The sequence below is a fragment of the Streptomyces sp. NBC_00237 genome (genome assembly GCF_026342435.1).
GTDB lineage: Bacteria > Actinomycetota > Actinomycetes > Streptomycetales > Streptomycetaceae > Streptomyces.
Window position 1 is genome coordinate 2,893,138 of the sequence record NZ_JAPEMT010000002.1, and the last position, 25,408, is coordinate 2,918,545.

22 protein-coding genes are annotated in these 25,408 nt (G+C 72.4%); 13 read left to right on the forward strand and 9 right to left on the reverse strand.

What is annotated here, in order from left to right:
- Positions 1–38: 38 nt before the first annotated feature.
- From OG897_RS26730 to OG897_RS26740, 3 genes are read left to right on the forward strand one after another with little or no spacing between them, the layout of a single operon-like run.
- The gene (locus tag OG897_RS26730) at positions 39–1,010 is read left to right on the forward strand and encodes a ribonucleotide-diphosphate reductase subunit beta (RefSeq protein WP_266660112.1); all 972 of its coding nucleotides are present in this window, start codon (positions 39–41) and stop codon (positions 1,008–1,010) included.
- Positions 1,011–1,061: 51 nt separating this feature from the next.
- Entirely contained in the window at positions 1,062–2,474 is a 1,413-nt protein-coding gene (locus OG897_RS26735; protein ID WP_266660114.1) for an MFS transporter, read from the forward strand.
- A complete protein-coding gene (locus tag OG897_RS26740; RefSeq protein WP_266660116.1) occupies positions 2,471–3,616 on the forward strand; it encodes a hypothetical protein in 1,146 nt (381 codons plus the stop codon). Before OG897_RS26735 ends, OG897_RS26740 begins: the two co-directional genes overlap by 4 nt.
- A 2-nt stretch (positions 3,617–3,618) precedes the next feature.
- On the opposite strand, the gene OG897_RS26745 is transcribed toward OG897_RS26740, so the two are convergent.
- A complete protein-coding gene (locus OG897_RS26745; RefSeq protein WP_266660118.1) occupies positions 3,619–4,797 on the reverse strand; it encodes a LuxR C-terminal-related transcriptional regulator in 1,179 nt (392 codons plus the stop codon).
- Between the two features lie 80 nt (positions 4,798–4,877).
- Between OG897_RS26745 and OG897_RS26750 the strand changes: the two genes are divergently transcribed.
- The 3 genes from OG897_RS26750 (at position 4,878) to OG897_RS26760 (ending at position 6,408) form a co-directional block, all read left to right on the forward strand.
- Entirely contained in the window at positions 4,878–5,180 is a 303-nt protein-coding gene (locus tag OG897_RS26750; protein ID WP_266660120.1) for a hypothetical protein, read from the forward strand.
- 125 nt (positions 5,181–5,305) lie between these two features.
- On the forward strand, positions 5,306–5,470 hold the full coding sequence (locus OG897_RS26755) for a hypothetical protein (protein WP_266660122.1): 165 nt from the start codon (positions 5,306–5,308) through the stop codon (positions 5,468–5,470).
- Between the two features lie 71 nt (positions 5,471–5,541).
- Complete coding sequence (locus OG897_RS26760) at positions 5,542–6,408, forward strand: helix-turn-helix transcriptional regulator (RefSeq protein WP_266660124.1); 867 nt, start codon at positions 5,542–5,544, stop codon at positions 6,406–6,408.
- Positions 6,409–6,448: 40 nt separating this feature from the next.
- On the opposite strand, the gene OG897_RS26765 is transcribed toward OG897_RS26760, so the two are convergent.
- Genes OG897_RS26765 through OG897_RS26775 form a run of 3 tightly spaced genes read right to left on the reverse strand, consistent with a single transcriptional unit; the run spans position 6,449 to position 10,757 of the window.
- Complete coding sequence (locus tag OG897_RS26765; RefSeq protein ID WP_266660126.1) at positions 6,449–7,399, reverse strand: GNAT family N-acetyltransferase; 951 nt, start codon at positions 7,397–7,399, stop codon at positions 6,449–6,451.
- A complete protein-coding gene (locus OG897_RS26770; RefSeq protein WP_266660128.1) occupies positions 7,396–8,439 on the reverse strand; it encodes a UDP-glucuronic acid decarboxylase family protein in 1,044 nt (347 codons plus the stop codon). Before OG897_RS26770 ends, OG897_RS26765 begins: the two co-directional genes overlap by 4 nt.
- Positions 8,436–10,757: an HAD-IIIC family phosphatase gene (locus OG897_RS26775; RefSeq protein ID WP_266660130.1), complete on the reverse strand. Its 2,322-nt coding sequence runs from the start codon at positions 10,755–10,757 to the stop codon at positions 8,436–8,438. Before OG897_RS26775 ends, OG897_RS26770 begins: the two co-directional genes overlap by 4 nt.
- Before the next feature lie 309 nt (positions 10,758–11,066).
- Between OG897_RS26775 and OG897_RS26780 the strand changes: the two genes are divergently transcribed.
- From OG897_RS26780 to OG897_RS26805, 6 genes are read left to right on the forward strand one after another with little or no spacing between them, the layout of a single operon-like run.
- Entirely contained in the window at positions 11,067–12,200 is a 1,134-nt protein-coding gene (locus OG897_RS26780; RefSeq protein ID WP_266660132.1) for an aldehyde dehydrogenase family protein, read from the forward strand.
- Positions 12,197–12,877, forward strand: coding sequence for a hypothetical protein (locus tag OG897_RS26785; protein WP_266660134.1), 681 nt, complete (start codon positions 12,197–12,199; stop codon positions 12,875–12,877). Before OG897_RS26780 ends, OG897_RS26785 begins: the two co-directional genes overlap by 4 nt.
- On the forward strand, positions 12,874–14,661 hold the full coding sequence (locus OG897_RS26790) for a thiamine pyrophosphate-binding protein (protein ID WP_266660136.1): 1,788 nt from the start codon (positions 12,874–12,876) through the stop codon (positions 14,659–14,661). Before OG897_RS26785 ends, OG897_RS26790 begins: the two co-directional genes overlap by 4 nt.
- Positions 14,658–16,031 (forward strand): class I adenylate-forming enzyme family protein, encoded by a 1,374-nt coding sequence (locus OG897_RS26795; protein ID WP_266660138.1) that lies wholly within the window; start codon positions 14,658–14,660, stop codon positions 16,029–16,031. The genes OG897_RS26790 and OG897_RS26795 overlap by 4 nt, the downstream gene beginning before the upstream one ends.
- The gene (locus tag OG897_RS26800; RefSeq protein WP_266660140.1) at positions 16,028–17,248 is read left to right on the forward strand and encodes a beta-ketoacyl synthase N-terminal-like domain-containing protein; all 1,221 of its coding nucleotides are present in this window, start codon (positions 16,028–16,030) and stop codon (positions 17,246–17,248) included. Before OG897_RS26795 ends, OG897_RS26800 begins: the two co-directional genes overlap by 4 nt.
- A 32-nt stretch (positions 17,249–17,280) precedes the next feature.
- Positions 17,281–18,087: a glycosyltransferase family 2 protein gene (locus OG897_RS26805; protein ID WP_266660142.1), complete on the forward strand. Its 807-nt coding sequence runs from the start codon at positions 17,281–17,283 to the stop codon at positions 18,085–18,087.
- A gap of 18 nt (positions 18,088–18,105) precedes the next feature.
- Here the strand turns inward: OG897_RS26805 and hemB are convergent, their stop codons facing one another.
- Positions 18,106–19,098, reverse strand: a complete 993-nt coding sequence (gene hemB, locus OG897_RS26810; RefSeq protein WP_266660144.1) for a porphobilinogen synthase — start codon at positions 19,096–19,098, stop codon at positions 18,106–18,108.
- Between the two features lie 184 nt (positions 19,099–19,282).
- Here hemB and OG897_RS26815 point away from each other — a divergent pair, with 184 nt between their 5' ends.
- Positions 19,283–20,164, forward strand: coding sequence for an ANTAR domain-containing protein (locus OG897_RS26815; RefSeq protein WP_266660146.1), 882 nt, complete (start codon positions 19,283–19,285; stop codon positions 20,162–20,164).
- A gap of 107 nt (positions 20,165–20,271) precedes the next feature.
- On the opposite strand, the gene OG897_RS26820 is transcribed toward OG897_RS26815, so the two are convergent.
- Genes OG897_RS26820 through OG897_RS26835 form a run of 4 tightly spaced genes read right to left on the reverse strand, consistent with a single transcriptional unit; the run spans position 20,272 to position 25,266 of the window.
- Complete coding sequence (locus OG897_RS26820; protein ID WP_266660148.1) at positions 20,272–21,969, reverse strand: bifunctional uroporphyrinogen-III C-methyltransferase/uroporphyrinogen-III synthase; 1,698 nt, start codon at positions 21,967–21,969, stop codon at positions 20,272–20,274.
- Positions 21,966–22,940 carry a hydroxymethylbilane synthase gene (gene hemC / locus OG897_RS26825; protein ID WP_266660150.1) on the reverse strand — a complete coding sequence of 325 codons (975 nt, stop codon included), beginning with the start codon at positions 22,938–22,940 and terminating at the stop codon, positions 21,966–21,968. Before hemC ends, OG897_RS26820 begins: the two co-directional genes overlap by 4 nt.
- Complete coding sequence (locus OG897_RS26830) at positions 22,937–24,499, reverse strand: glutamyl-tRNA reductase (RefSeq protein ID WP_266660152.1); 1,563 nt, start codon at positions 24,497–24,499, stop codon at positions 22,937–22,939. The genes hemC and OG897_RS26830 overlap by 4 nt, the downstream gene beginning before the upstream one ends.
- Positions 24,496–25,266, reverse strand: coding sequence for a redox-sensing transcriptional repressor Rex (locus OG897_RS26835; RefSeq protein ID WP_266660154.1), 771 nt, complete (start codon positions 25,264–25,266; stop codon positions 24,496–24,498). The genes OG897_RS26830 and OG897_RS26835 overlap by 4 nt, the downstream gene beginning before the upstream one ends.
- Between the last annotated feature and the right edge of the window lie 142 nt (positions 25,267–25,408).

The following is a 25,408-nucleotide window of genomic DNA, read 5'->3' on the forward strand; positions in this document are numbered from 1 at the left end:
TGGGCGAATCCGGCGCGATTCCCGGGGAGGGAACCGGCATGCGGTGGTCGACACTGCTGTTCGACGATTCTGATCTTGACCAGCTGTCCCTGCTCGGCGCGGAGGACCTGCTGCGCGGTGCCTCCGACACCCTGGAGCGCCGGTTCGACGCACGGGAGCTGTACCGGAGGTGGGAACGTCAGCAGTGGGCCGCGTCCGACATCGACCTCGAACGCGATCGGAATCACTGGGACAGAGTGCTCAGTCCCCGCACCAAGGAAAGGCTGACGTATTTCATCCAGAGTTTCCTGGTGGGTGAATACACCGGCCTCGATCTCATTACGCCGATCCTCGCGGGCTGCCCCGACGAGGATTCCCTCGTCTATCTCGGCACACAGGCCGCGGACGAATCCCGGCACACCGTTTTCGTCAGCCGCCTCTCCGAGGAACTCCTCGGAATGTCCGCGAGCACGCGCGACCAGCTCATCACGTCCTGGTCGCGGCTGAGCCCGGCCCACCGCGCGGTGCACTCCACGGAGAACGCGATCCTGCGGGACCTGTACCGCTCTCCCCGCGACTACGCGACCTGGCTGCGCGCCGTCGCCTTCTTCCACCTGATCACCGAGGGCGTACTCGCCCTGCACGGGCAGCGCGGGCTGGTCCGCAGCCTCCAGCGCATTCCCCTGCTCCCCGGCACCCGCGCCGGCTTCACCGCCATGACGCGTGACGAGTCCCGGCACGTCAGCTTTGGGCTGCACGCACTGCGCCACGGCGTGCGGGAGGGGTTTGCGGAGCCCATCCACGAGGTCATCGAGACCGGTATGCCGCTGGCCGCCGTCGTCGGGCTCGCGCCCGGCCGGACCCCCGACCAGACGGCGGCGACCTCGCGCGCGGCCGAGGAGATCCTGCACACCGTCTCGGTACGGATGCGCCAGTTGGACATGGACCACGACTTCACCGCGCACGTCCTCGCGAAGTGCAGGGCGGCTCAGGACGCGGTGCTGCGCGCACCGGCCGCAGCCACCGCGTAGGACGGCGCACCGCTCCGAAGGACAGCACGAAGGACACCCCAAAGGAAACGCATGGCCGCGCACACAGAGGTAGACGAAGCCCCCGACGACCAGCGCGAAGCCGTGCGCGGCGACGGGGAAACCGCCGGTTCGGGAGAGGGTTCCGGAGAGGGCTCCGGAAAGAGCTCCGGAAAGGGCTCCGGAGAGGACCGCCGCCCCGGGGGCGGCTTCGCGGGGATCCTGCGGGCCCCGGGCGCACTGCGCCTGATCGGCTCGCTGTTCGTGCTGGAACTCGGCTCCGCCATGACCACAGTGGGCCTTCCGCTGCTGGTGATGCAGCGTTACGGCCTGGGCCTTGAGGTCGGCGCGACGCTGGCCGCGCGGTTCCTGCCCAACATCCTCCTCGGGCCGATCGCGGGCCAGATGGTCGACCGTCACGATCCGCGCAAGGTGGCCGCGCTGGCCGCCCTGGGCAGTGGCGTCATCGCCCTTCTCTTCCCCCTCGCGGGGGCCATGTGGCAGATCCAACTCCTGGCTCTGACCATCGGGTTCGGCTACATGTTCAGCTTCCCCGCCACCATGGCGCTGCGCCCCCGGGTCATCCCCGAAGGCAGCGAGCTGGAGGGCAACGGGCTCATCGTGTCCGCCGAGCGCATCCCCAAGCTGCTCGGCCCGGCCCTGGCCGGTCTCATCACGGCGGGGCTCGGCGTGAACTGGCTGTTCTGCGTGGAGGCGGCCACCGCCGTCGCCGCCGCCCTGCTCCTGGTCCGCCGACTGCCCGGCACCGCCGCGACCTCCTCCGCGCCCTCGACGCCGAAGGCCGCCGTACGGTCCAACTGGCTGCTGTCCTGGGCACGTTCGCTGGGACAGGGAGCCACCGGGCTGGTGCGCATGGTGCGGGGCGACTCCCGCCTCGCCTCGCTGACGGTCACGGCGTTCACGTACATGATCGCGCTGGGGCTCGGGCGCACCTTCCTGGCCTCGTACGCGCTGGAGAACTTCGCAGGCGTCCCCGGGATGCTCGGTTACCTGCTCGCCGCGATGGGGCTCGGCGGTGCCGTCGGGGCGGTGGTGGCGGCCAGGTTCCGCGGCTGGAACCAGGGCGTCGTCTACGTCCTCGGCAACGCCCTCGAAGGCGGGTGCTGGGTCGCGCTGTGCCTCACCGGTGACGCCGCCGTCGCCATCGGGCTGCTGTTCGTGGCCGGGGTGTTCGAGTCCGTGGCCTCGGTGGTGTACTTCGCCGAAGTGCAGAAGCGGCTGCCGGTGGAGCTCAACGGGCGCTACTACGCCATGCTCGTGCCCCTGTCCGACGTGTTCCTCGTGGGCGGCACGACCCTCGGCGGCGCGGCCGTGCTGCTCGGGGTGGGCTGGAGCGCCGTCCTCGTCGGGCTGGTGATGGCGGCACCCGTACTCGTCCTCGCCGTACAACTCGCCTCCGAGCCCCGCGCCAAGACCCCCGCCCCCACGGCCGGAGCCGCACGGTGAGCCCCGCCGTCCTGGCGGCCGGGGACGCCCCGGCCGCCCCGGCCGCCCGGGAGCCGTTCCCCTTTCTCGGCCCCGAGCTCGACATGGTGGAGGACCTCCCGCACGCCCGGCTGTCGTGCTGGCTCCACTGCCTGCGCGACGCGCTGTACGCCGCCGGGCACCGGGACACCGTACGAGCGCTGGCCCAGGCCCTGAACTTCGTCGTGGAGCGGGACGCGGACGGAAACGTGCTCACCCTCTACGGCGGCATCGACACGGACTACCACGAGCCGGTCTTCCAGCGCGGCCTCACGGCCTCCTGGGTCACGATGCCCACCGACGGGGCCGCCGCCCTCCACCGGATCACCCGGGAACTCGACCGGGGCCACGCGGTGCCCGTGTCCCCCGACCTGTCGGGCATGCGGCACTCGGAGTTCTACCGGGTGCCCTTCGTGGGCTACCCCCACACCTTCCTCGTGCACCGGCTCGACGACGGCACGGCGTGGATCGCGGACCGCAACGACCACCGGCGCGCCGCGTTCACGGACCACCGGGGCACCATGCCCGCCGAGGAACTGCGGCAGGGGATGGCGGGAGGGACCATACTCGTCTGGGAAACAGCCGCCCCCGCACCGGAGGGGACCGGTGAACTTGCCGGTTGGGAGGCGGAGTTGACCGCACTGCTGGCTCGCTCCGTGCGCCAGTTGCGGGAACCCGCCGGGCCGGAGGAAGGGCTCGCGGGCCTACGGGCCCTGCCCGGAGTCATCGAGGAACTGGCGGGTAGCCCCCGCATGCTGCGACAGCGGGTGGCGGGCCCCCTGCAACGGCAGGTCGCGGGTGACCGCCGACTGCTGGCGGCCGTACTCGAAGGGGAAGCGGCGCGGGCCGACTCGCCGCACGCGTCCGGCCGGGACCGCGAACTGGCGCGCCTCCTGCGGGAGTCGTCCGACGCGATCATGGCGCTCGCGCGCACCGTCCACCTGAACAGCCGGTCCTGGTCGGCCGAGGCGCACGCACTCTGCCGGCAGCACGTCGCCCGCATCCACGCGTGGGACGCCCGGACCACGGACCTCATGGCCGCCCGCGTGGACTCCGGACCGGCCGTCGGCGCGGACGCCACACCGGCCGCCCGCGCGCACGCCCGCCCGGCCACGCGCGGGTGACCTCAGAGAAGGCCCGCTTCCACCGCCCGTTGCCCCAGTTGGAAACGGCTCTGGGCATTGAGGTGTTCGGAGACCCTGGTGAGCATCCTGCGTTCGGTCCGCAGGGAGACACCCAGCTTGCGGGCGACGGCCTCGTCCGTGAGCCCCTGGGCCAGCAGCCGCAGCAGCTCGCGCTCCTGCGGCGAGACCCCCTCGGTCACCCCCGCGTCGGAGCTCAGGGCAGCGGCGGCCGTCCAGACCATGTCGAAGAGGGCGCACAGGATCGACACCACCGACGGTTCCTCGATGAGCAGCGCCCCTTGCGCGGACTCCTCCAGGTGCAGGGGGACCAGCGCCGCCTTACGGTCGACGATCTGCATCCGGAAGGGCAGGTGCGGGACGGTGCGGATCTCGCCCCCGTTGTCGTCCAGCCACCGCGCGTGCCGGACGGTGTCCGGGTCGTTGCGGATGCTGTCGAGGTAGACCGTCTTCACGGAGACCGAGCGCGCCAGGAGTTCCCTGAGGAGGGGTGTGCTCGACGATCTGTTGTCCGGGGTCTGCGGGCCGCCCGGCGCGAAGGACAGCGACTCGTACTCGGTCCTGGCGGCAAGCTCTTCGAGACGCATCCGGACCGCGGACAGGCCGTGCAGCCGCTCCAGCCCGGTGCCCCTCGCCTCGGTGTACTCGGCGACGTAGTCGTCGATCAGCGACGACATCTTGAGCCGGGTCTCCTCCAGTGCCTGCTGCTGGACGGCGATCTCCGCCTGTTTCCTGGCCAGGAGCGCCTGGAAGCCGAGGCGCGGGCTCACCGGCTGCATCGCGTCCGCGGGACGCACCGGATGCGCCGGGCGCACCGGGTCCGCCGGGTGCACGGGATGCGCCGGGTGCACCGGGTCCGCCGGGTGCACCGGATGCGCCGGGGGTGCCGGGTGCACCGGGTCCGCCGAGTGCACCGGATGCGCCGGGGGTGCCGGGTGCACCGGGTCCGCCGAGTGCACCGGATGCGCCGGGGGTGCCTGGTCCGCCGTGTCCCAGGAAGCCCGTATCAGCGCGGAGTCGGCCAGCCGGTCCAAGGAGCTGCGTACGTCCGTCTCCGGCAGCCCGAGCCGGGCACACAGGCCCGCGACGTCGATGCCCGGACACCGGATCATCTCCCGGTAGACGGCGTCGGTGGCATCTCCCACCTCCCAGATGTGCAGCACGTTCCCCCCTTCCTCGCCCTGTTCCTCCCCCTGTCGGCCCCGAACCCGGCCAGGGCCCCCGCCCCAGGAGGAGACACGTGATGCTTCTTGTCTCTGTCGTCTGGATCTTCGCACCGCCCCTCCGGCCCACGACCGAGGAGGAACTGCGATCGACGCTGCTGCGGCAGGACGCCCGGCGCGCCGGGCGACTGGAGCACGTACGGGTACACCTCGCCCGGGGCAGCGCCCGAGGAGTCCTGTTCCTCCGGGCGGACGACGAGTCGGCGGCCCTGTCCTACGCGCGCACGCTGTGGTCGGGCGTCCAGCTCGGCAACCACCCCCAGAGCACCTGGAACCTGGCCGACTGCTCGCTTCTGCGGCTCCCGATTCCGCCGCAGACATAAAAGTGTCAGCGCCAGTTTGTGTCACCGGTAAGACCTGGTGCCCCCCTCATGCCTGATCGAAGATATTCACACGGCCAGGAAATGGGCCGGTGATTCCAAGCGGTAAGTGACTCTGGGGGAGATCCATGAAGCGCGTCAAAACACTCATGACCGGTCTTGTCATCGCCTGCTTCCTCCCGTTGCTCGCCTTCGCGGGCGGCACGGAAACGGACACGTCGACCCACCTCGAATCGGCCCAGAACAAGCCGGTGCCCGCCACTATCACCTCCTCGGACTTCGGCTGGCAATGATGTGGGTCACTCACATCCGGACCGCGCGGCAGCGTCCAGGTCCTTCCGGGTCAGCCCAACGAGGGGGAGCGGTGCCCACCACAGCCAGCACGAATGCCGTCCGCCGGGTGATACGCGACATGCGCGCCGACACCGGGCGGGAATGGACCGTCGACGAGATGGCCGCCGCGGCGATGTTCAGCAAGTTCCATTTCACCCGGCTCTTCCGTGACGTGACGGGGCTCTCCCCGGGCCGATTCCTGTCCGCACTGCGGTTGCAGGAGGCCAAGCGCCTGCTGAGGACCACGGGATTCGGCGTCGCGGACATTAGCGCCCAGGTCGGCTACAGCAGTGTGGGGACGTTCAGTACGCGCTTCAAGGAGTGCGTGGGGCTGTCGCCGAGAGAGTTCCGCGCGGCCGGTGGATTTGTTCCTTTCACCGACGGGGGCACGGCTTCTTTCTCCCCCGCGCGGCATTCGACGGTACGGAGTTCTGTCCGACATGTGGACTCCCGGCATCCCGCCGCGAAGAATTCGGTACTGCACGGCCGGGTACTGCTTCCCGCCCCGGACGCCACCGAGGCGTTCGGCCCCTGTCGCGTCGGCCTCTTCCCGACGCCGACGCACCAGGGACTTCCCGTACGCCAGGTCGTCCTGGACCGGCCGGGTCCCTTCTCCATCGCCGAGGTGCCCGTCGGCACCTGGTACGTCCTGGCCGACTCGCTGCCCGGCGCGGAGCGCCGTACCTCCGTGGCGGACGACGACGCCCCCGCGTACGTGGGCAGCTACGGCCCGGTCACCACGGGCGGCATCGCCCTGCTGCCTGCGGACGTCGCGCTACGGCCGTTCGGCGAGCTCGACCCTCCGGTCCTGACAGCGCTGCCCGACCCGCACACGTACGGACGCGGCGGACACGGTGCGCACGCGGCCGTGCGGGTGGCCCTGCCCTGGGCCAACTGACCGCTTCGGGACTCACGCGCCCGGCAGCCCGGCGTCCGCCTCACGCCGGGCCGCCGGGCTGCCGCGCGAAGCGCAGTACGGCCAGCTCCCGCGTCACCGCGAGCAGACCGCGCAGACCCTGCTGCTCCACCGGGTCGGCCGAGGTCAGGGCCAGCGTCGCGCGCCGGCAGCCGAGCTCGCGGAGCGCGGCCGTCGCGGACAGTACGAGGGCCAGGCCCACGCCCGTACCCCGGGCGGACGGCGCGACGGAGGTGTCCAGGAACTGGGCGTCGCCGTCCTCCGTGCGTACGAGGACATAACCGGTCGGCTGCCCGGCCACCTCAAGGACCAGCGCGACGGCGGCGTCCCGCTGTGCCGCCGCGCACACCGCTTCGACGCGACGGCGGAACGCCTCGTAGTCCGCCGTCTTGAACGTCCCGCCCCGGTGGCGCAGATGCAGCGCGTGCAGTGCGGGCAGGTCCGTGGCGGTGAGCGGACGCACGACGCCGTTCCTGGGGAGCCGGACCGGTATCGGCTCGGCGCCCAGGTCCACGTCCCAGGTGTACTGACTGGACTCGCGGCGAAAGCCCGCCCGCTCCAGGGCGTTGACGGCTGCCTCGTCGCCTTCGAAGATCCCGCCGAACGTCACGGTGAGCGGGGTGCCCCGCTCGCGTTCGAGTCCGGCGACCCGCTCCCCCAGCCTGGCGAGCAGGGCGCCGGCGGCGTCCTGCGCGTGGGGCCCCGGCAGGACGGTCAGGGCGCAGTCGACCGAGTCGACGCCCCGGACGGTCAGGCCGGCCCAGGCGACGGCTTCGCCGTCGGGGCCGGTCAGGCACCAGCTGTTGTGATGTGCGTCGTACCCGGGATGGCCGGTCTCCCGCTGCACGGCATCGGCGGTGCACCTGGCTTCGCCGGTCAGCCGCTCCTCGTAGGACCGGACGAGCCGGACCAGTGCCTCCAGGGGGACGTCGGCCGTGGGCCGCAGGGTGAGGTGGGAAGGGATCACGGTCATCGGGCTGCCGCCATTTCGCGTCGGGGGTGCTGCGGCTCGGGACGGGCGTGCCGCGGCTCGGGGTGGGCGTGCTGCGGCTCGGGTTCGGGCCGGTGCGCCGTAGAGCCGTCCGCCGCCGTCGGGCGGAACCATGCGACGGTCCTGCGCAGCCCCTCCCGCAGCTCCGTACGGGGGGCCCAGCCGAGTTCGGCGGTCGCCCGGGAGATGTCCGGGCGTCGCACCTGCGGGTCGTCCTCGGGGCGTGGAACGAACGACAGGGGACTCTCCGAATCGCAGGCATCCCGTACGGTGAGCGCGAGTTGACGCATCGTCACCTCTTCCGGGTTGCCCAGGTTCACGGGACCGGGGTGGCCCTGCTCCAGGGCCGTGATCAGACCCTCGACGAGGTCGTCGACGTAACACAGCGAGCGGGTCTGCGCGCCGTCGCCGGTGACCGTCAACGGCTCACCGGCGAGCGCCTGGGTGATGAAGGCAGGCACCGCACGGCCGTCGTCGGCGCGCATCCTGGGACCGTACGTGTTGAAGATGCGCACGATGGTGGTGGCCACGCCGTACGTCCTGCGGTACGCCATGGTGGCCGCCTCGCCGAAGCGCTTGGCCTCGTCGTAGACGGAGCGGGGGCCGATCGGGTTGACGTTCCCCCAGTACCCCTCGGGCTGCGGGTGGACCTCGGGGTCGCCGTAGACCTCGGAGGTGGAGGAGACCAGGAAGCGCGCGCCCGTGGTCCGGGCGAGTTCGAGTGCGTTCAGGGTGCCCAGCGAGCCCACCTTCAGCGTCTCGACGGGGAGGCGCAGATAGTCGGCGGGCGAGGCGGGGGAGGCGAGGTGGAAGAGTGCGTCCACCTCGCCCGGTACCTCCAGTCCTTCGGACACGTCCTGCACGACGAGGCTGAATCGGGGACCGTCGAGCAGGTGGGCGACGTTCTCCCGTCGGCCGGTGGCGAAGTTGTCCACGCAGACCACGTCGTGGCCGAGCGCCACGAGCCGTTCGCACAGATGGGAACCGACGAATCCTGCCCCGCCGGTGACAACTGCTCTCATGTCAAGTCCTCTTTTTCTGCGGGTGGTTGGGAGGGTTCGGTGGGGTTCTGGCGGACGGTGACGGTGACCGTGACGGCCGCGCCCCGCGCGGCACGCAGTCGGCGCGGGTCGGCGAGGACGTAGTGCCGTTCGGACGGCGGGGAAGGCGCTGCGGGGCGGTCCGCCGACGGGTGTACGGGGGCGGGCTCGAATCCCGCGTCGGGGTACAGGTCCTGCGCCGGGGTGTTCCGCGCGGTCACGACGACGCGACCGCGCGCTCCCGCCAGGGACCGGCCGCGAGCGGCGTCGTCGAGGGCCGAGGCGAGGAACGGCACGGCCACGTCGAGCCCGATGACACGGCAGCTCAGGGCGAACGCGTCGACGACAAGGGTGCCGGTGCCGTCGCCGGAACGGCTGTCTCCGGTGCCGTCGCTGGAACGGCTGTCTCCGGTGCCGTCGCCGGAGCCGCCAGCGCCGCTGCCGTCGCCGCCCTCGATCAGACACGCGCCGACGAGGCCGTAGTCCGTGAACCGGTCGGACACCTGCGCCGTGTACAGCCGGGTGTCCGGGGCCCCGAGGTGCCGGGCCAGCTCCTCCGCCGTCGTACGGCGGCCCGTCGTCGTGAACTGGTTGGTCCTGTTGAACAGTTCGGCGACGCGCTCCAGGTCCGCTCCGGACTCTGTCTCCTCGGTCACGCTCAGACCGATCCCCAGCGACGACAGGAACTCCTCGCGGTCCACGCCCACCGCGAGCTCGTCGCGCGCCAGCATGGCCCTGGTCGTCCCCGCGCGGCGGCGCGCCGCCTCCGTGGGCGCACGCACTTCGAGCGCCGGGTCCGTCAGCAGCCGACTGCGGAAGGCGTGCACGGGCGCGTCCACCACCCGTACGGAGGGAAGGGCGTGGGCCACTTCCGCGCGTTCGACCGGGTGGTCGTCCAGGAACATCACCTGGCTCGGATCGAAGCCGAGACGCGCGCAGATCTCCGCGACGTTGGCCGACTTGGGCTGCCAGTTGATGCGGTGCAGCACGAAGTCGTCGGGGTCCAGGAGCTGCCTGCCGCCCGAGGCGCGCCACACGTCCAGGGTGGCCTTCTCGTCACCCTTGCTGCACGTGGCCAGGAGGATCCCGCGCGACTTCAGCACGGACAGGGCCTGGTGCAGCCCGAGGTGCACCCACCGGCTGGTGGCGTCCGTGTCGAGCCAGCCGAAGCCGTCGTCCGCCGCGATGCCGGGCCACAGCGTGTTGTCGAGGTCCACGACGACGCACTTCACGATGTCCTCGCCCCGGTGGACGGCGTGCAACGCCAGGTACTCGTCCGCCAACGCCTCCCCCAGGGCCGGGAGTTGGTGCGCGTCCTCGCGCTCCGGGTCCAGCGAGCCCCCGTGGTGCGCGAAGGGGTAGTGCAGGTCGTCGAAGAGCGCGGGGGCGCCGTACATCCGTACGAGCCTCTCCTCGTCCACGACGGCCAGGTGCGAGTGGCGCCGCACGCAGTGGTCGATGTGGGCGTTGAGCTCGGCGGTGAGCCGCCGCATGCCGTACTCCTCGGCGAAGTCGAACCGGCCGAAGGGCGACAGGGCGGGCGGGCCGAAGTTGTGCACCAGCCCGAGCCGGCCCTCCAGCGCCCGGGCCAGGGCCGAGATGTTCACCGACAGCGCGCTCTTCATCAGGCCCAGCAGCCTGGCGCGTTCGGCGGCGTCGATCAGGTGCGCCCGGTCCCACAGCGCCGTGAGGAAGGGCTGCACCCCGGCTTGGTACACCGTCAGGTCCGGTTCCGTACGGGCGATGCTGCGGGCCGTCTGGGCGGCCGAGCCCGGCCACTCGTGCACGGTCCGCACGTCCTTGCCCCGCGCCAGGCCGCGTTCGGTGAGCGGGGCCTCGGCGAACTGCGTGACGCAGCCGCCGAGGAGCAGCACCGTGAGCGGGGCGAGGCCGTCGCGGCCGTCCCGGTGGGCCGTGCGCAGTTCCTGGGCCGTCAGCCGGGGGGCCGTGCCGTACCGCGCCGTCGGCCACGCCGAGACGCTGCGGTCACGGGTCGCCAAGGGCCCGGGACGGGCCGTCGCGCGGACCAGTTCCGCCTCGTCGGCGTCGACGGGGACCACCAGACCGCGCTCGCGGAGCGAGGCGAACAGGGTGCGGCCCGCTTCGGGTGCGTCGTACGCCTTGGAGAACGCGGCGGCCGTGAACCGGGTCTGCCGCAATTCCCGTACGGGTGCGGCCAATTCCTCGTCGAGGACGATGCGCTGCATGAGCGGACCGTGGGCCAGCAGGACTCCCCGGTCGACCTCCACCAGGGAAATGAATTCGCTGAACCGGAATTCCAGAGTTTCCGAGTGTTCCACGCGAATCACGCTACTCGCCGCCCCTTGCCCGGCCTTCTCCGAAAGTGCCTTGTTCTCAACTTCCGTACGCATGCGCCGCCCCCCACGGCATTTCCCTTCAACAGGGCACATCAGGAGATGCGTTCGCCGTCGCTCCTGTTGGAAGGTCGACGAAAGGCCCATTCGCCGGGCAGAGGGAAGGCAACTCGGATGTTCAGTGGTGTCATCGACCGGAAACCGGACACGACCTCAACAGGTAGTCCTCTTCCGGCGGCCGAAGAGACAGTCATGGCGCTGTCGCGGCTCTTGCTGCACAGGCAGGAAGAGCTGATGTCCGTCCTGACCCGGGTGGCCACCCACCAGGCCGCACGGGACGAGTTCTTCAGGTCCCTGAGAGTCCTGGCCGGTGCGCCGTGGGAGCTGTCGCGGACCGTGCCGGGCCGCCTCGGCAGGCTCGCCACGTTCCTGCCGTCGAACAATCTCCTGTACTCGTACGTGCTGTTCGGCGTCGTTCCCTCGCTGTACACGGACCGCGTCCTGATCAGGCCGTCGGCCCGGGTGGCGGAGACCGCCATGGCGGTGCACGAGATCCTCGGCCCGGCGGTCCGCGAGTGGGGCGGGAACATCGACATGCGTCGGGTGTCCCAGCGCGAGTTCCTCGACGAGTGCGCGCTGTCGGACGCCGTGGTCTTCACGGGACAGCCCGACAACGCGGAGCACGTGGCGCGGCGGCTGCCCCGGGAGTCCCTGCTGCTGTCCTTCGGCTCCGGCCCCAACCCCGTGGTGCTGGGGCCCGACAGCGATCTGGACACCGTGTGCCGGACCGTGCTCGACGCCCGGCTGTACAACTCGGGCCAGGACTGCCTGTGTTCCGACATCGTGTTCGTCCACCGGTCGATCGCGCACGAGGTCACGTCACGGCTCGCCGATTCCCTGCGTACGGTCGCGGTCGCCGACCGGCGCGATCCCCGCACCAGGGTCTCCGCTCTCGTCTATCCGGACGCGGTGGCCGACGCCGACAGCTTCCTCACCGAACACCGGGAATTCGTCGTCGTCGGCGGCGGCACCGATGTCGCACGGAACATCGTGGAGCCGACACTCCTCCACATGCCGTGGAACGGCTCCTTCCATCCGCCGGAGTTCTTCTCGCCCGTCCTGCTGACGATGGAATACGAGGATCCCGCGCAGATCGTGGAGTGGCTGCACACCCCGGAGGAGCGGGAACGCGGAATGTACGTGTCGACTTTCGGTGAACCCGGCCTTTCCGGGCCCCGCATAGCGACCAGCACGGTGTGCGAGAACCAGATCACCTTCGACGTGGAGGACGGAAACCGCCCCTTCGGCGGCCACGGCCCCCGGGCCGGAAACGTCCGCCGCTCCGGTGAAATCCAAGCGCGCCCGCTCCTGCTGTCCGCCGAGGCGGCCCGCGCCGGTCGCGGTCCGGTCGTACGACCGCGCCCGTGACCGTGACCGTTCCGTCGCCCGGGACCGCGCCCGTGACCGTCGTACTGCACCCTCCGGTGGCCCGCGGCGGGCCGCCCGGCGCCGGCCAACCGCCCGCCTCGGCCAAGGCCCGGCGGCTGGTGGCCGACCCGGACGCCGTGGAGGCGGTGAGCCAGGCTCTCGTGGCGCTCACCGAGGCGGACGAGTACCGCTCGGGAGAGCCGGGGCCCCCGGTGATCCTGGACGTCGACGCGTACTGCCGCTTCGCGGCCGGTCAGTTCGTCGACCGCTGCGAGGACCCTGCGCGCCGACTGCGCCCCTCCGACTCGGTCGCCCTCGAACCGGTGGGCCTGCTCCAGCAGTTCACCGCGCGGACCGGCTGGAGGGGCCCCTGCTACGCGACGAGCACGCCACAGGACGGCGGGGCGACCGCCCTCGCACTGGGCCTGGGCCTGGTGAAGGCGGGCCGGGTCCCTTCGGCGTACGTCTGCGAAGTCCTGCGGGACGACCGGACCGGCGCCTTCTGGGCCCTGGCCACCCGCCTGCGCCCGGGCCCCCCGGCCTCGGCCACACCCCCGGCCGCCCCCGCCGGGGTACCGCCCGGCCTCTGGGCACGCAGCACCCTGTCCCGCGCCCACCACCGACACCCCACGCCCCGCGCCCACCAGCTCCCCCAACCGTACGGACAGGAAAAGTGACTCAATCCCCTCCCTGGCACGTGGCCGCCACCGCCCTCGCGGACGCCGGCTGCGACGTGGTCATCGGGCTCCCCTCGGACGAGCCCGGACTCATGGACGCAGCCGAGGCACAGGACCGGATGCGCGTCATCGGCGTACGCGACCAGCGCGTCGGCGCCTGCGCCGCCATCGGCCACGCGACGAGCACGGGCCGCCCCGCGGTCCTCGCGGTGGAGTCGGGACCGAGCTTCGCCAACACCCTGACCGGCCTGCTGGAAGCGTCGTCCCTGGGCGCGCCGATCGTCGTGGTCACCACGCGCGTTCCCGTCGACGAGATCGGCAGGGGTGCCTTCCAGTACACCGACCAGGCCGGCATGGCCGCGTCCCTGACCAAGTGGCGTTTTCTGGTGGAGCGGCCCCAGCAGCTGGTGTGGGCGCTGCGCCGCGCGGTGCACCTGGCGGTCAACGGCAGCCCCGGCGTGGTCCTCGTCGAGATCGCCCACGAGGTGCTGCACGCCACCGTCGAACCCCCGGCCGCACAGGGCCCCGTGCGCAGGCTCCGCAGCGCCGCAGCACCCGAAGACGTACGAGCGGCCCGGGAACTGCTCACCACCGCACGCCTGCCCGTCCTGCTCGCCGGGGGCGGCTGTGCGACGCCGCACGCGCACGCCGGTCTGCGGCGGCTGGCCGAAGCGCTCGGCGCACCCGTGTTCACCACCGCCGCCGGGCGCGGCGCCTTCGACGAGCAACACCCTCTGGCCTGCGGTCTGGTGGGGCTGTACACGACGCCCCCTGCCGACGGTCTGCTCGCCGATGCCGACGTGGTCGTCGCTGTCGGTTCGCGCCTGGAGGAGACCGCGCGGATGGGCTGGGACAGTTTCGGCTCCAAGCGCCTGATCCACATCGACGCCACGCCCGACGCCTTCCTGGCCGCACTGGAACCGGCCGTGGCGCTGCTCGGCGACGCCGGTGTCGTCCTCGACCAGCTCCTGGAAGGACTGGTTCCCTCGCCCGAAGCCACGACCGGGCGTGCCGCGCACGTCTCCTCGGTACGGGAGGAAATGGCCAGGAGGTACGCGAGCCCCGGCGTCGACGCGGACCAGGACGCAGCCCCGGACGCAGCCCCGGACCCGGACGCGGCGCTGACGGTCCGCTCGGCGCTGGGTCTGCTTCAGGAGACCTTCGACGCGCCGACGACCGTGGTGCAGGAGAACGGGCTGCACGACATGTGGGGCTACCACTTCCCCGTGCTGACCGTCGGCGAGGACACCCGGGTGATCGTGCCGGGAGAGCAGACCATGGTGGGCTTCGGACTGCCGGCCGCAGTGGGGGCCGCGGTGGCCGATCCGGCCCGCCGGACGGTCCTCGTCTGCGGGGACGGCGCCCTGGAGATGAGTACGTCGGCCCTGGCGACCGCGGCGGAACAGCGCTGCGGCATCACCGTGCTGGTCCTGGACAACCAGGGGTACGGCTGGCCCCGCCTCCTGCGGACGACTGCCGGAGCGGACATCGGGGCGACCCGGTTCCGGGCACCGTCGCTCGGCCCGGCAGCCGTACTGGCCTCGGGCGGCTGGACGACGGTGGTCACCACGACGGGCGAGCTCCGGGCGGCCCTCGCCGAGGCCGCGAAGGTCACGGCGGACGGCAGGACCGCCGTCATCACGGTGCCGGTGGACGACGGGGACGTCCCCGTCGGAGTGCGCGGCCTGCTGGGAACCCCCGAGGAACACACCCCCGGCACACCCGCGACCGCCGCACCCGCATCGGCCTCCGCCCCCCGGTCACCCGGAGCGCGGCCCTCATGACGCGGCTCCCCCTGTCCCGGGCCCGTCTGACGATCGACGGGGAGCGGGTGGCGCCGCACGAGCTGTCCGCCCTGGTCACCCGCACCGCCGCACACCTGCGCGCCGCTGGCGTGGGCCAAGGGCGGCCCTTCGCCCTCACCGGTGACCACCCCCTGGCCACGGTGGTCTCGGCGCTGGCCGCCGAACGCCTTGGCGCGCCCCTGCTGTTCGCGGGTTCCCGCCCGCCCCGGCGGATCGCGGTGGCGGCGACCGTGCACGCCACCCGTACGGGACAGCCGCTGGTCACCGCGTCGGCCGGCCGGCCGGTCGAGCTGCCCGCCGAGGCCGGGGCCGTGTTCTGGACCTCCGGCAGCTCGGGCGACCCGAAGGCCGTGGTGCTGTCTCGGCCCGCGCTGCGCTTCCAGGGGTCGGCCACGGCCGCCCGCCTGGCCGTCACGGACGAGGACCGGCTGCTCCTGCCGCTGCCGCTGTCCCACGCCTACGGTTTCAGCGTGCTGCGCGTGTGGCGGCACACGGGGGCGCACCTGTACGTCGAGTCCGCCTTCCGGCCCGCGCGCGTACTGGAGCTGACGGCCCGTGCGGGCATCACCTCGCTGGACGGCGTTCCCGCCATGTACCGCGTCCTGCTGGCCGCCGCCGCGCGGGACGCGTCCGTGGCGCGGGCCCTGCGCGGGCTGCGCATCCGAGGGTGCGGCGGCGACGTGCTCGGCCCGGCCCTGAACGACGAGTTCCTCTCCGTGGTCGGCGCCCCGCTCCACGACGGCTACGGCCTGTCCGAGGCGGGCCCGAACGTGGCGCTGAACGCTCCCGGCCTGCTGCGGCCCGCGACGGTGGGCAGGCTGCTGGACGGCGTCAGGGCCCGGATCTCCCCGGAGTCCCGGGAGATCCAGCTGCTGAGCCCGAGCCAGATGCTCGGCTATCTCGACGCCGAGGGCTGCCCCGACACGGGGATCTCCCGGGCGGCCTTCACCGAGGACGGCTGGCTGCGCACCGGCGACAGCGGCACGCTCGCCGACGACGGCTGGCTGAGCGTGACCGGCCGCCTCAAGGAGATCCTCGTCGTCAACGGGGAGACCGTCGCCCCGGCCGTGGTCGAGGACGCGGTGCGCACGGCGTCCGGTGTGCTGGACGCGGCCGTGGTCGGCGTACGCCGCGGGGACCGGGGGGACACGATCTGCGCGTTCGCCGAGAGCGCGCAGCCCGACGCGGCCGCCACCCGCCGTCGCGTCGCCGAGACCTGCCGGAACCTGCTGCCGCCGCACATGCGTCCCCGTACCGTACGGATCATGGCCGAGCTGCCGAGGACCGGCGCGGGCAAGCCCGACCGGGTACGCCTGCGGGCCCTGGCCGCCGAGGGCGTGGCCTCATGACCCCGACGCCCGTGCCCCCGACGCCCGTGGCCCCGGCGCTCATTGCCCCGATACCCGTGGCCCCCGCGCTCACGCCCCCGGTGGCGTTGACGGGCCTCGGTCTGGTGACGGCGCTCGGCAGCGGACCCGACGCCTTCTGGCGGGGGCTGCTGGACGGCCGGCGCGCACTGGGGCCGCTCACCCGTTTCGAGGGCGACTACCGCAGTGGCGTGGTCGCCGAAGTCCCCTTCTCCGCCTGCCCCGTTCCGGCCGGCCGACGCAAGGCGCACCTCGCGTCCGAAGCGGCCAGGCAGGCTCTCGCCGACGCCGGACTCGACCGGCTGCCTCCGGGGTCCCTGCTGGTGGTGGTCTCCCAGGCGCCGGCGCCGCCGTTCGACTCCGGCGCGGCAGGGGACGACTTCACCGGCCCTTCGCCGTCGGCGCTGCTCGACGCGATCGGCACCCCTCGGCGGACGGTGACCGTGACGCACCTGTCGCACGCCTGCGCGTCCGCGGCGTTCGGCGCGGCCCTCGCCCGCGACTGGCTGCTCGCGGGCCTCGGCCCGTGCGCGCTCGTGGTGGGAGCCAGCGCCCTCAACCGCTACGAGTACGCGAGCATGGACGTCGTCAGGGCCTTGAGCCCGACGGGCGCCAGACCGCTGGACAGCGAGCGGGACGGGGTCACGGTCGGCGAGGGCGGCGGCGCGTTCGTCCTGGAGAGCGCCGGGCACGCGGCGGCCCGGGGCAGGCCGCCGAAGGCGCTGCTGAGCGGGGCCGCCTGCCTGGTGGACGGCGAGGGGGCCGCCGCATCGGAGCTGCGGTCGGTCCGCGACTGCATGCGCGCCGCCCTGCGCGACGCGGGGGAACCGCCCGTCGACCACGTTCAGGCGCACGCCACGGGGACGCCGCAGGGTGACGGCGCCGAGGTGGCCGCGCTCGGCGACATCGCGGGCGAACTCGGCTGGAACGGCGTACCCGTCAGCTCCCACAAGGGCTCGGTGGGTCACCTGCTGCACGCCTCCGCGTTCGCCGGCGTCACCGCGGCCGTCGGCTTCCTGCGCGAGCGGACCGTACCGGGCACCCCCGGCCTGCGCACCCCCCTGGAGCTGCCCGAACGCCTGGTCGCACCGGTCGGGCCGCTCGCCGTACCGCAGGCCCGCCATGTGCTCGTCAACAGCTTCGGGTTCTCCGGGAACAACGCCTCCCTCGTCCTGTCGGCTCCGGCGCCCCGCCCCTGATACGCCCCCAATCACTTCCCAGGAGAGAACCCATGCCCTCCGCCAGGACCGCACCCCCGGCCGTCACCGTCGTCACCCCCACCAAGGGGCGACCGCACCTGCTGACCCGCGCACTCGCCTCGGTCGCCCGCCAGGAAGGCGTCGCCGTCCAGCACGTGGTGGTCGGCGACGACTGCCCCCACCTGGCCGACCCCGAGGCGCTGCGCACACTCCGCGCGCGCTTCCCGCACGCCGAGTTCCTCAACGTGACGCCCGACGCGTTCCCGGACCTGCCGTCGGACTACCTGCCCGCCCGGCTCTCCCGTCTCCGCAATCTCGGCATCGTCCGCGCACACGGCGATTACGTCGCCCACCTCGACGACGACAACGCCTACCACCCCGACCACCTGCGCACCCTGGTGGCCGCGCTCGAAGCCGACGAGGAGTCCGAAGTCGCCTACAGCTGGCGGCACTTGCGCCAGAGCGACGGCTCCGACTTCGTACCCGACGGCGAAGACCCCTGGCATCCCGTCCCGGGCAGACGCGCCGCCTCCTACGCCACCCTGGTCGAGCAGGGCGTCTTCGTGCCGGGGTCGGCGGTGGTGCGCGACGCCATGCGCGTGGTGGACGGCAGGACCCTGAGCCGCGTGGACACGAACGAACTCCTGGTCCGCCGCGACACCCACCGCCGCATCCCCTTCCCCACCGATTTCTCCGTCTGGCAGCGCATCCTGGAGACCACCGAGGACATGGCCTTCTGCCAGGCCCTCCAGCAGCACGGCACGGTGTCGGTGTGCAGCGAACGGGCCACCGTGGACTACTACATGGGCGGCTACTCCAACGCCGCCGCACTCACCTGAGATCCCGCGTCACGTCCGCTACCGGAGCATCCGCGCCGCCTCCACCGCCCAGTACGTCAGGATCATCTGGGCCCCGGCCCGCTTGATCCCGGTCAGGGTCTCCGTGATCGCCCGGTCCCGCTCGATCCAGCCCTTCTCGGCCGCCGCCTCGACCATCGCGTACTCGCCGCTGATCTGGTAGGCGGCCACGGGCACGTCCACACCCTCCGCGACCTTCGCCAGGATGTCGAGGTAGGGACCGGCGGGCTTGACCATCACCATGTCCGCGCCCTCCGCCAGGTCGAGCGCCAACTCCCGCAGGGACTCCCGGGAGTTGGCCGGGTCCTGCTGGTACGTCTTGCGGTCGCCCTGGAGCGACGACCCGACGGCCTCCCGGAACGGCCCGTAGAAGGCGCTCGAATACTTCGCCGTGTACGCGAGGATCGACACGTCCTCGCGCCCGATCCCGTCCAACGCGTCTCGGATGAGACCGACCTGACCGTCCATCATCCCGCTCGGCCCGACCACATGGGCGCCCGCGTCCGCCTGGACCTGGGCCATCTCGGCGTACCGCTCCAGGGTGGCGTCGTTGTCGACCCGCCCCTGCGCGTCCAGCACGCCGCAGTGACCGTGGTCGGTGAACTCGTCCAGACACAGGTCGGACATCACCACCAGGTCGTCCCCGACCTCCTCGCGCACCGCGCGCAGCGCGACCTGAAGGATGCCGTCCGGGTCGGTACCCGCCGTTCCGGCCGCATCCTTGTTCTCGTCGGCGGGCACACCGAAGAGCATGATTCCGGAGACTCCGGCGTCCACCGCCTCGGCCGCCGCCTTCCGCAGGGTGTCCAGCGTGTGCTGGTACACCCCCGGCATGGCGGAGATCGCCACGGGCTCGCTGATCCCCTCCCGTACGAAGGCGGGCAGGATCAGGTCGGCCGGGTGCAGTCGCGTCTCCGCCACCATGCGCCGCATCGCGGGAGTGGTCCGCAGCCGTCGCGGGCGGGCTCCGGGAAAGGATCCATACACAGTCATACGCCCACGCTACGCCCGCCCCGCAGCCCCCTTTGCCGACACCGTGCCGGTCCCCGCACGGCCCGGCACCACGCCCCGGGTAGCCGCCGCCACCGCCCCGTGTGGTGAGCTGGAAGGCCGTACCGCACCGGCCCCCGCACCACCCCCGACCCGACCGACCGCCCCCGACCCGAAGGGACACCCTGTGACGGACCGGCTCGACCCGCCGCACCACTCGGAACAGGCGGAGCCCACCGAACTCGACCGCCTGCGGTCCGAACTCCGCCACCTGCGCGCCCGCGCCCACACCCACCCGCTGATCTCGCAGGCCCAGGGCATCCTCCAGGAGCGCTACCACCTCCCCGACGGGGAATCCGCGTTCGCCCTGCTCCAGCGCGCCTCCCAGCAGCACAACATCCGGCTGCGGCTGCTGGTCGAGGCGGTCGTACGCACCCCGCCGCCGGACTCCCCGGCCGACGGCGCGCTGTGGTTCCCGCGCCGGGCCCGGCTGCCCGCCCCGCCGCTGACCTTCGAGTCGGCCCCACGCGGCAACGGCGAAGGCCCCCACCAGGGACCCGTGCTGCGCGCGGTGCTCAGTCAGCTGCTCGCCGTCACCGACACCCGGATGGGCAACGTGCAGCTCCCCGACCGGGTGCGCGGCGGGCTGCGCCTGGAGCAGCACACCGGGCTGTCCGAGGACTTCGTCGACTTCTTCGCGCACGTCGGCGACGACGGCACCGCCTGCTCGCTGGCCGCCCGCGACGTCACCCTGGTCACCGTCGAGGACGTGGAGTCCGACCCCGTCTTCGACGAGGCGTCCCGCCGGGCCGTCCTGGCGGCGGGCGCCGTCGCCGTGCACAGCGTGCCCCTCACCAACGCCGCCGGGGTCTGCGTCGGCATGATGTCCGCACACCCCGACCGCAGGGTGCGCACCCTCACCGAGGCCCAGCGCACGGCGCTCGGCGACCTCGGCTCGCAGGCGGGCCGGTGGCTCGCCTGGTACAACCGCACGGTCCTCCTCGACGCCCTGGAGCACCTGCACGCCCTGGGCGTCCGCCACCGGGGCTCGGCCGCCAGACGCCGCTGACCCGGCCCTCTACCCACGGAGCACGCGAAGGGCGGGCCGGGGAATCGATTCCCCGGCCCGCCCTCACACGGAAACCACGCGCGTCACGCACGCGGAAGCCACGCGCGTCACGTCGTACGCCGCCTCCGCGACCCCGGCCGCCGCTCACTCGGCCGCGCCACGTGCTCGCCCGCCTCCAGCGCCGCCGCCCGGCGCGCCGCACCGAACTCCGCCAGCGCCTCCGCCAGCCGCGAGACCGACGGCTCCGGCGACAGGACGTCCACCCGCAGCCCGTGCTCCTCGGCGGTCTTGGCCGTCGCCGGACCGATGCACGCGATCACGGTCACGTTGTGCGGCTTGCCCGCGATGCCGACCAGGTTGCGCACGGTCGAGGACGACGTGAAGAGAACGGCGTCGAAGCCACCCCCCTTGATCGCCTCCCGGGTGTCCGCCGGCGGCGGCGAGGCCCGCACCGTCCGGTAGGCGGTGACGTCGTCGACCTCCCAGCCGAGCTCGATCAGGCCCGCGACCAGCGTCTCCGTCGCGATGTCCGCCCTCGGCAGGAACACCCGGTCGATCGGGTCGAAGACCGGGTCGTACGGCGGCCAGTCCTCAAGGAGTCCGGCCGCGGACTGCTCCCCGCTCGGCACCAGATCCGGCTTCACGCCGAACTCCACCAGCGAGGCGGCCGTCTGCTCGCCCACCGCCGCGACCTTGATCCCGGCGAAGGCCCGCGCGTCGAGCCCGTACTCCTCGAACTTCTCCCGCACCGCCTTGACGGCGTTCACCGAGGTGAAGGCGATCCACTCGTACCGTCCGGTGACGAGGCCCTTCACCGCCCGCTCCATCTGCTGCGGAGTGCGCGGCGGCTCGACGGCGATCGTCGGCACCTCGTGCGGCACGGCGCCGTACGAGCGCAGCTGGTCGGAGAGCGACGCCGCCTGCTCCTTCGTGCGCGGTACGAGCACCCGCCACCCGAAGAGCGGCTTCGACTCGAACCACGAGAGCTGGTCGCGCTGGGCAGCGGCACTGCGCTCGCCGACCACGGCTATGACGGGCTGGTGGCCCTCCGGGGAGGGGAGCACCTTCGCCTGCTTCAGCACCTGGGCGACGGTGCCGAGCGTGGCGTTCCACGTCCGCTGCCGCGTCGTCGTACCGGCGACGGTGACCGTCATCGGCGTATCGGGCTTGCGCCCCGCCGAGACCAGCTCACCGGCGGCCGCCGCGACCGAGTCGAGCGTCGTCGACACGACAGCGGTCGCGTCCGAGGAGCCCACCTCGCTCCAGCACCGCTCGTCGGCCGTACGGGCGTCCACGAAGCGCACGTCCGCACCCTGCGCGTCCCGCAGCGGCACGCCCGCGTACGCGGGCACGCCGACCGCGGCGGCGACGCCGGGAACGACCTCGAAGGCGACGCCCTCGGCGGCGCACGCGAGCATCTCCTCGCCCGCGTTGCCGTCGAGCCCGGGGTCGCCGGAGACCGCACGGACGACCCGCTTGCCGCCGCGCGCAGCCTCCATGACAAGATTGACCACGACCTTGGACGACATCGGCGTCCGGATCGCAGACGTGCCCGAAGTTACTGACGAGTCGTCAACTACGGCCAGTTGAGGCGTACTTACGCCCGACTTGGCATGAGCACGTACGACGTCGAGCACTGCGGGCTCGGCGATCAGTACGTCCGCGCTCGCCAGCGCCTCGACGGCGCGCAGAGTCAGCAGGCCCGGATCACCGGGACCGGCGCCGAGGAAAGTGACGTGCCCGGGTGCAGGGAACCCCGACGAAGCTGAGGACGCCGAGGATGCGGGTGTGGTGGTGGGGCTCAAAGTGCTCGCTCCCCCATAAGACCGGCCGCACCCTTGGCGAGCATCTCCGACGCGAGTTCGCGCCCGAGAGCCTCCGCGGCGTGGTGCGACGTGGGTACGGGACCGGTAGTGGACAGCTGCACCAGCTCGGTGCCGTCGGTCGAGCCGACGACGCCGCGCAGGCGCATTTGATTGACAATCTGCCCGTCAACCAAGAAGTCGGCCAGGGCTCCCACGGGAGCACTGCAACCGGCCTCCAGGGCGGCGAGCAGGGCACGCTCGGCCGTCACGGCGAACCGCGTGTGCGGGTCGTCGAGCTCGGCGAGCTGGGCCGCGAGGTCGGCATTGACTGCCGCGCACTCGATGGCCAGTGCCCCCTGACCGGGGGCGGGCAGGCACACGTCGGTGTCCAGGAACTCGGACACCTCCTCGACCCTGCCGATACGGCGCAGTCCGGCAGCGGCGAGAACCACCGCGTCCAGCTCACCGTTTCGTACGTATCCGACCCGGGTGTCGATGTTCCCCCGGATCGGCACAGTCTCGATCTTCATCCCGTGGCTACGGGCGTACGCGTTCAGCTGCGCCATCCGGCGCGGCGAACCGGTACCGATCCGCGCCCCCTCGGGCAGCTCGGCGAAGGTCAGCCCGTCACGCGCCACGAGAACGTCACGCGGGTCCTCCCGCACGGGCACGGCGGCCAGCGCCAGCTCGTCGGGCTGCGCGGTCGGCAGGTCCTTCAGCGAGTGCACGGCGAAGTCCACCTCGCCGCGCAGCAGCGCGTCGCGCAGCGCGGTGACGAAGACGCCGGTGCCGCCGATCTGGGCGAGCTGTTCCTTCGACACGTCGCCGTAGGTGGTGATCTCCACCAACTCCACCTCGCGGCCGGTGAGTTCACGCACCCACGTCGCGACGTGGCCGGACTGGGCCATGGCGAGCTTGCTGCGCCGAGTCCCCAGCTTCAAGGCCGTGGCGGCCTTCGCGGCATCAGTCATGCCCGCCCTCTCTTCGCGCTCTCGGCACCGGTGGTGCCGTTCGTTCCGCCCTGGACGGCGTCCTCGGGGCCCTTCGGCCCGTCGGCCCTGCTCACGGCCGCGACCGTCTGCGGGTCGAGGTCGAAGAGCTCGCGCAGCGCGTCCGCGTACCCGGCGCCGCCGGGCTCGCTCGCCAACTGCTTGACCCGCACGGTCGGCGCGTGCAGCAGCTTGTCGACCACGCGTCGTACGGTCTGCGTGATCTCCGCCCGCTGCTTCGCGTCGAGCCCCGGCAACCGGCCTTCCAGCCGGGCCACTTCATTGGTCACGACGTCGGCGGCCATGCTGCGCAGCGCCACCACGGTCGGGGTGATCTGTGCGGCCCGCTGGGCGGCGCCGAAGGCGGCCACCTCTTCCCCGACGATCCCACGCACCTGGTCCACGTCGGACGCCATCGGAGCATCGGCCGAGGCGTCCGCCAACGACTCGATGTCCACCAGGCGTACGCCGTCGAGCCGGTGCGCGGCGCCGTCGATGTCGCGGGGCATCGCCAGGTCGAGCAGGGCGAGCCGTACGGCCTTCCCCGCGTCGTCCTGCACCCGCACCCGGGGCGGCGCCTGCGCGGCGGCCTCCCCGTTGTCGGCCCAGGTCCCGTGCAGTTCCAGCGAGTTGGGGTCGGTCTCCGTGCGCGCCTGCGGCACGTGACCGGCCTCGGCCGCGTCCGCCGCACCGTCGGAGGCGGCCCCGGCGCTCAGACCGAGCGCTGCGGCGACGTCCTCGACGGTCAGTACGAGGCCCGTCGCCCCGGTACACGACACGGCGACGTCGACTCGTGTCAGTTCCTGGGCCACCTCGTCCATCGGCACGGCACGCGCGGCCCCGCCCGACTGGTTGAGGATCTCGGCCAGCCGCTCGGCGCGCTCGGCGGTGCGGTTCGCGACGACGACCTCGGCGACCCCGACCCGTACGAGAGTGGCGGCGGCCAGCGAGGACATGGAGCCCGCGCCGATCACCAACGCCCGCTTGCCCGAGGCCCATTCGGCCACCGGAGCACCCGAGGCGAGCTGTTCGAGGCCGAACGTCACGAGCGACTGCCCGGCCCGGTCGATCCCGGTCTCGGAGTGCGCGCGCTTGCCGACCCGCAGCGCCTGCTGGAAGAGGTCGTTGATGAGCCGCCCGGCGGTGTGCAGTTCCTGGCCGAGCGCGAGGGCGTCCTTGATCTGCCCGAGGATCTGCCCCTCGCCGACGACCATCGAGTCGAGCCCGCACGCCACCGAGAAGAGGTGGTGGACTGCCCGGTCCTCGTAGTGCACGTACAGATAAGGGGTCAGCTCTTCCAGCCCCACCCCGCTGTGCTGCGCCAGCAACGTCGACAGCTCGGCGACACCGGCATGGAACTTCTCCACGTCGGCGTACAGCTCGATGCGGTTGCAGGTGGCGAGCACCGTCGCCTCGGCGGCGGGCTCGGACGCGAGAGCGTCCTGGAGCAGCTTCGCCTTGGCGTCGACGGAGAGCGAGGCACGCTCCAGCACGCTGACGGGCGCGCTGCGGTGGCTCAGCCCGACGACCAGGAGACTCATGCCGGCATCACGGCGGGCACGTCGCCGTCAGGTCCCTTCCGGGTGGACGCTTCGGCGGCGCGGGGCGGCAGCACGGCGGCGGCAGCGGCGGCGGCCGCTTCGGCGTCACCGGCCTTGCGCTGCTCGTGGAAGGCGAGGATCTGCAGCTCGATCGACAGGTCGACCTTGCGTACGTCCACACCCTCCGGCACCTGGAGGACCGTCGGCGCGAAGTTGAGGATCGAGGTCACGCCTGCGGCGATCAGCCGCTCGCTGACCTGCTGGGCGGCGCCCGCCGGAGTCGCGATGACCCCGATCGAGACGCCGTTCTCCTCGATGATCTTCTCCAGCTCGTCCGTGTGCTGGACGGGCATCCCGGCGACCGGCTTCCCGGCCATCGCGGGGTCCGCGTCGATGAGCGCGGCCACCCGGAAGCCCCGGGAGGCGAACCCTCCGTAATTGGCCAGTGCCGCACCGAGGTTACCGATGCCGACGATCACGACGGGCCAGTCCTGCGTCAGGCCCAGCTCGCGCGAAATCTGATAGACGAGGTACTCGACGTCGTACCCGACGCCCCTGGTCCCGTAGGACCCGAGGTACGAGAAGTCCTTCCGCAGCTTCGCGGAATTGACCCCCGCGGCTGCGGCCAGCTCCTCCGACGACACGGTCGGAACCGAGCGCTCGGAGAGCGCGGTGAGGGCGCGCAGATACAGCGGAAGGCGGGCGACGGTGGCCTCGGGAATGCCTCGGCTACGGGTCGCCGGTCGGTGAGTTCGGCCAGTTGCCACGGTGCTCCTGCGGGATGAGCGGGGCTGTAGGCGGCCGTATGTCCCAAGACCGCCCCGTCGGATGCAGGCTATGTCTTTGTGAACGCGTGCACAAAGATTGTGTCCGATTTGTCCAAGCAAAGTGACCGGGGTCACGCGTTCA

What these genes read in the sequence shown, in the direction of transcription:
- OG897_RS26795 (WP_266660138.1), top strand. Translation starts at nt 14,658, where the DNA reads ATGACGCGGCTCCCCCTGTCCCGGGCCCGTCTGACGATCGACGGGGAG.
- OG897_RS26800 (WP_266660140.1), top strand. Translation starts at nt 16,028, where the DNA reads ATGACCCCGACGCCCGTGCCCCCGACGCCCGTGGCCCCGGCGCTCATT.
- hemC (WP_266660150.1), bottom strand. Translation starts at nt 22,940, where the DNA reads ATGACTGATGCCGCGAAGGCCGCCACGGCCTTGAAGCTGGGGACTCGG.
- OG897_RS26755 (WP_266660122.1), top strand. Translation starts at nt 5,306, where the DNA reads ATGAAGCGCGTCAAAACACTCATGACCGGTCTTGTCATCGCCTGCTTC.
- OG897_RS26805 (WP_266660142.1), top strand. Translation starts at nt 17,281, where the DNA reads ATGCCCTCCGCCAGGACCGCACCCCCGGCCGTCACCGTCGTCACCCCC.
- OG897_RS26780 (WP_266660132.1), top strand. Translation starts at nt 11,067, where the DNA reads ATGTCCGTCCTGACCCGGGTGGCCACCCACCAGGCCGCACGGGACGAG.
- OG897_RS26735 (WP_266660114.1), top strand. Translation starts at nt 1,062, where the DNA reads ATGGCCGCGCACACAGAGGTAGACGAAGCCCCCGACGACCAGCGCGAA.
- hemB (WP_266660144.1), bottom strand. Translation starts at nt 19,098, where the DNA reads ATGACTGTGTATGGATCCTTTCCCGGAGCCCGCCCGCGACGGCTGCGG.
- OG897_RS26770 (WP_266660128.1), bottom strand. Translation starts at nt 8,439, where the DNA reads ATGAGAGCAGTTGTCACCGGCGGGGCAGGATTCGTCGGTTCCCATCTG.
- OG897_RS26830 (WP_266660152.1), bottom strand. Translation starts at nt 24,499, where the DNA reads ATGAGTCTCCTGGTCGTCGGGCTGAGCCACCGCAGCGCGCCCGTCAGC.
- OG897_RS26750 (WP_266660120.1), top strand. Translation starts at nt 4,878, where the DNA reads ATGCTTCTTGTCTCTGTCGTCTGGATCTTCGCACCGCCCCTCCGGCCC.
- OG897_RS26765 (WP_266660126.1), bottom strand. Translation starts at nt 7,399, where the DNA reads ATGACCGTGATCCCTTCCCACCTCACCCTGCGGCCCACGGCCGACGTC.
- OG897_RS26730 (WP_266660112.1), top strand. Translation starts at nt 39, where the DNA reads ATGCGGTGGTCGACACTGCTGTTCGACGATTCTGATCTTGACCAGCTG.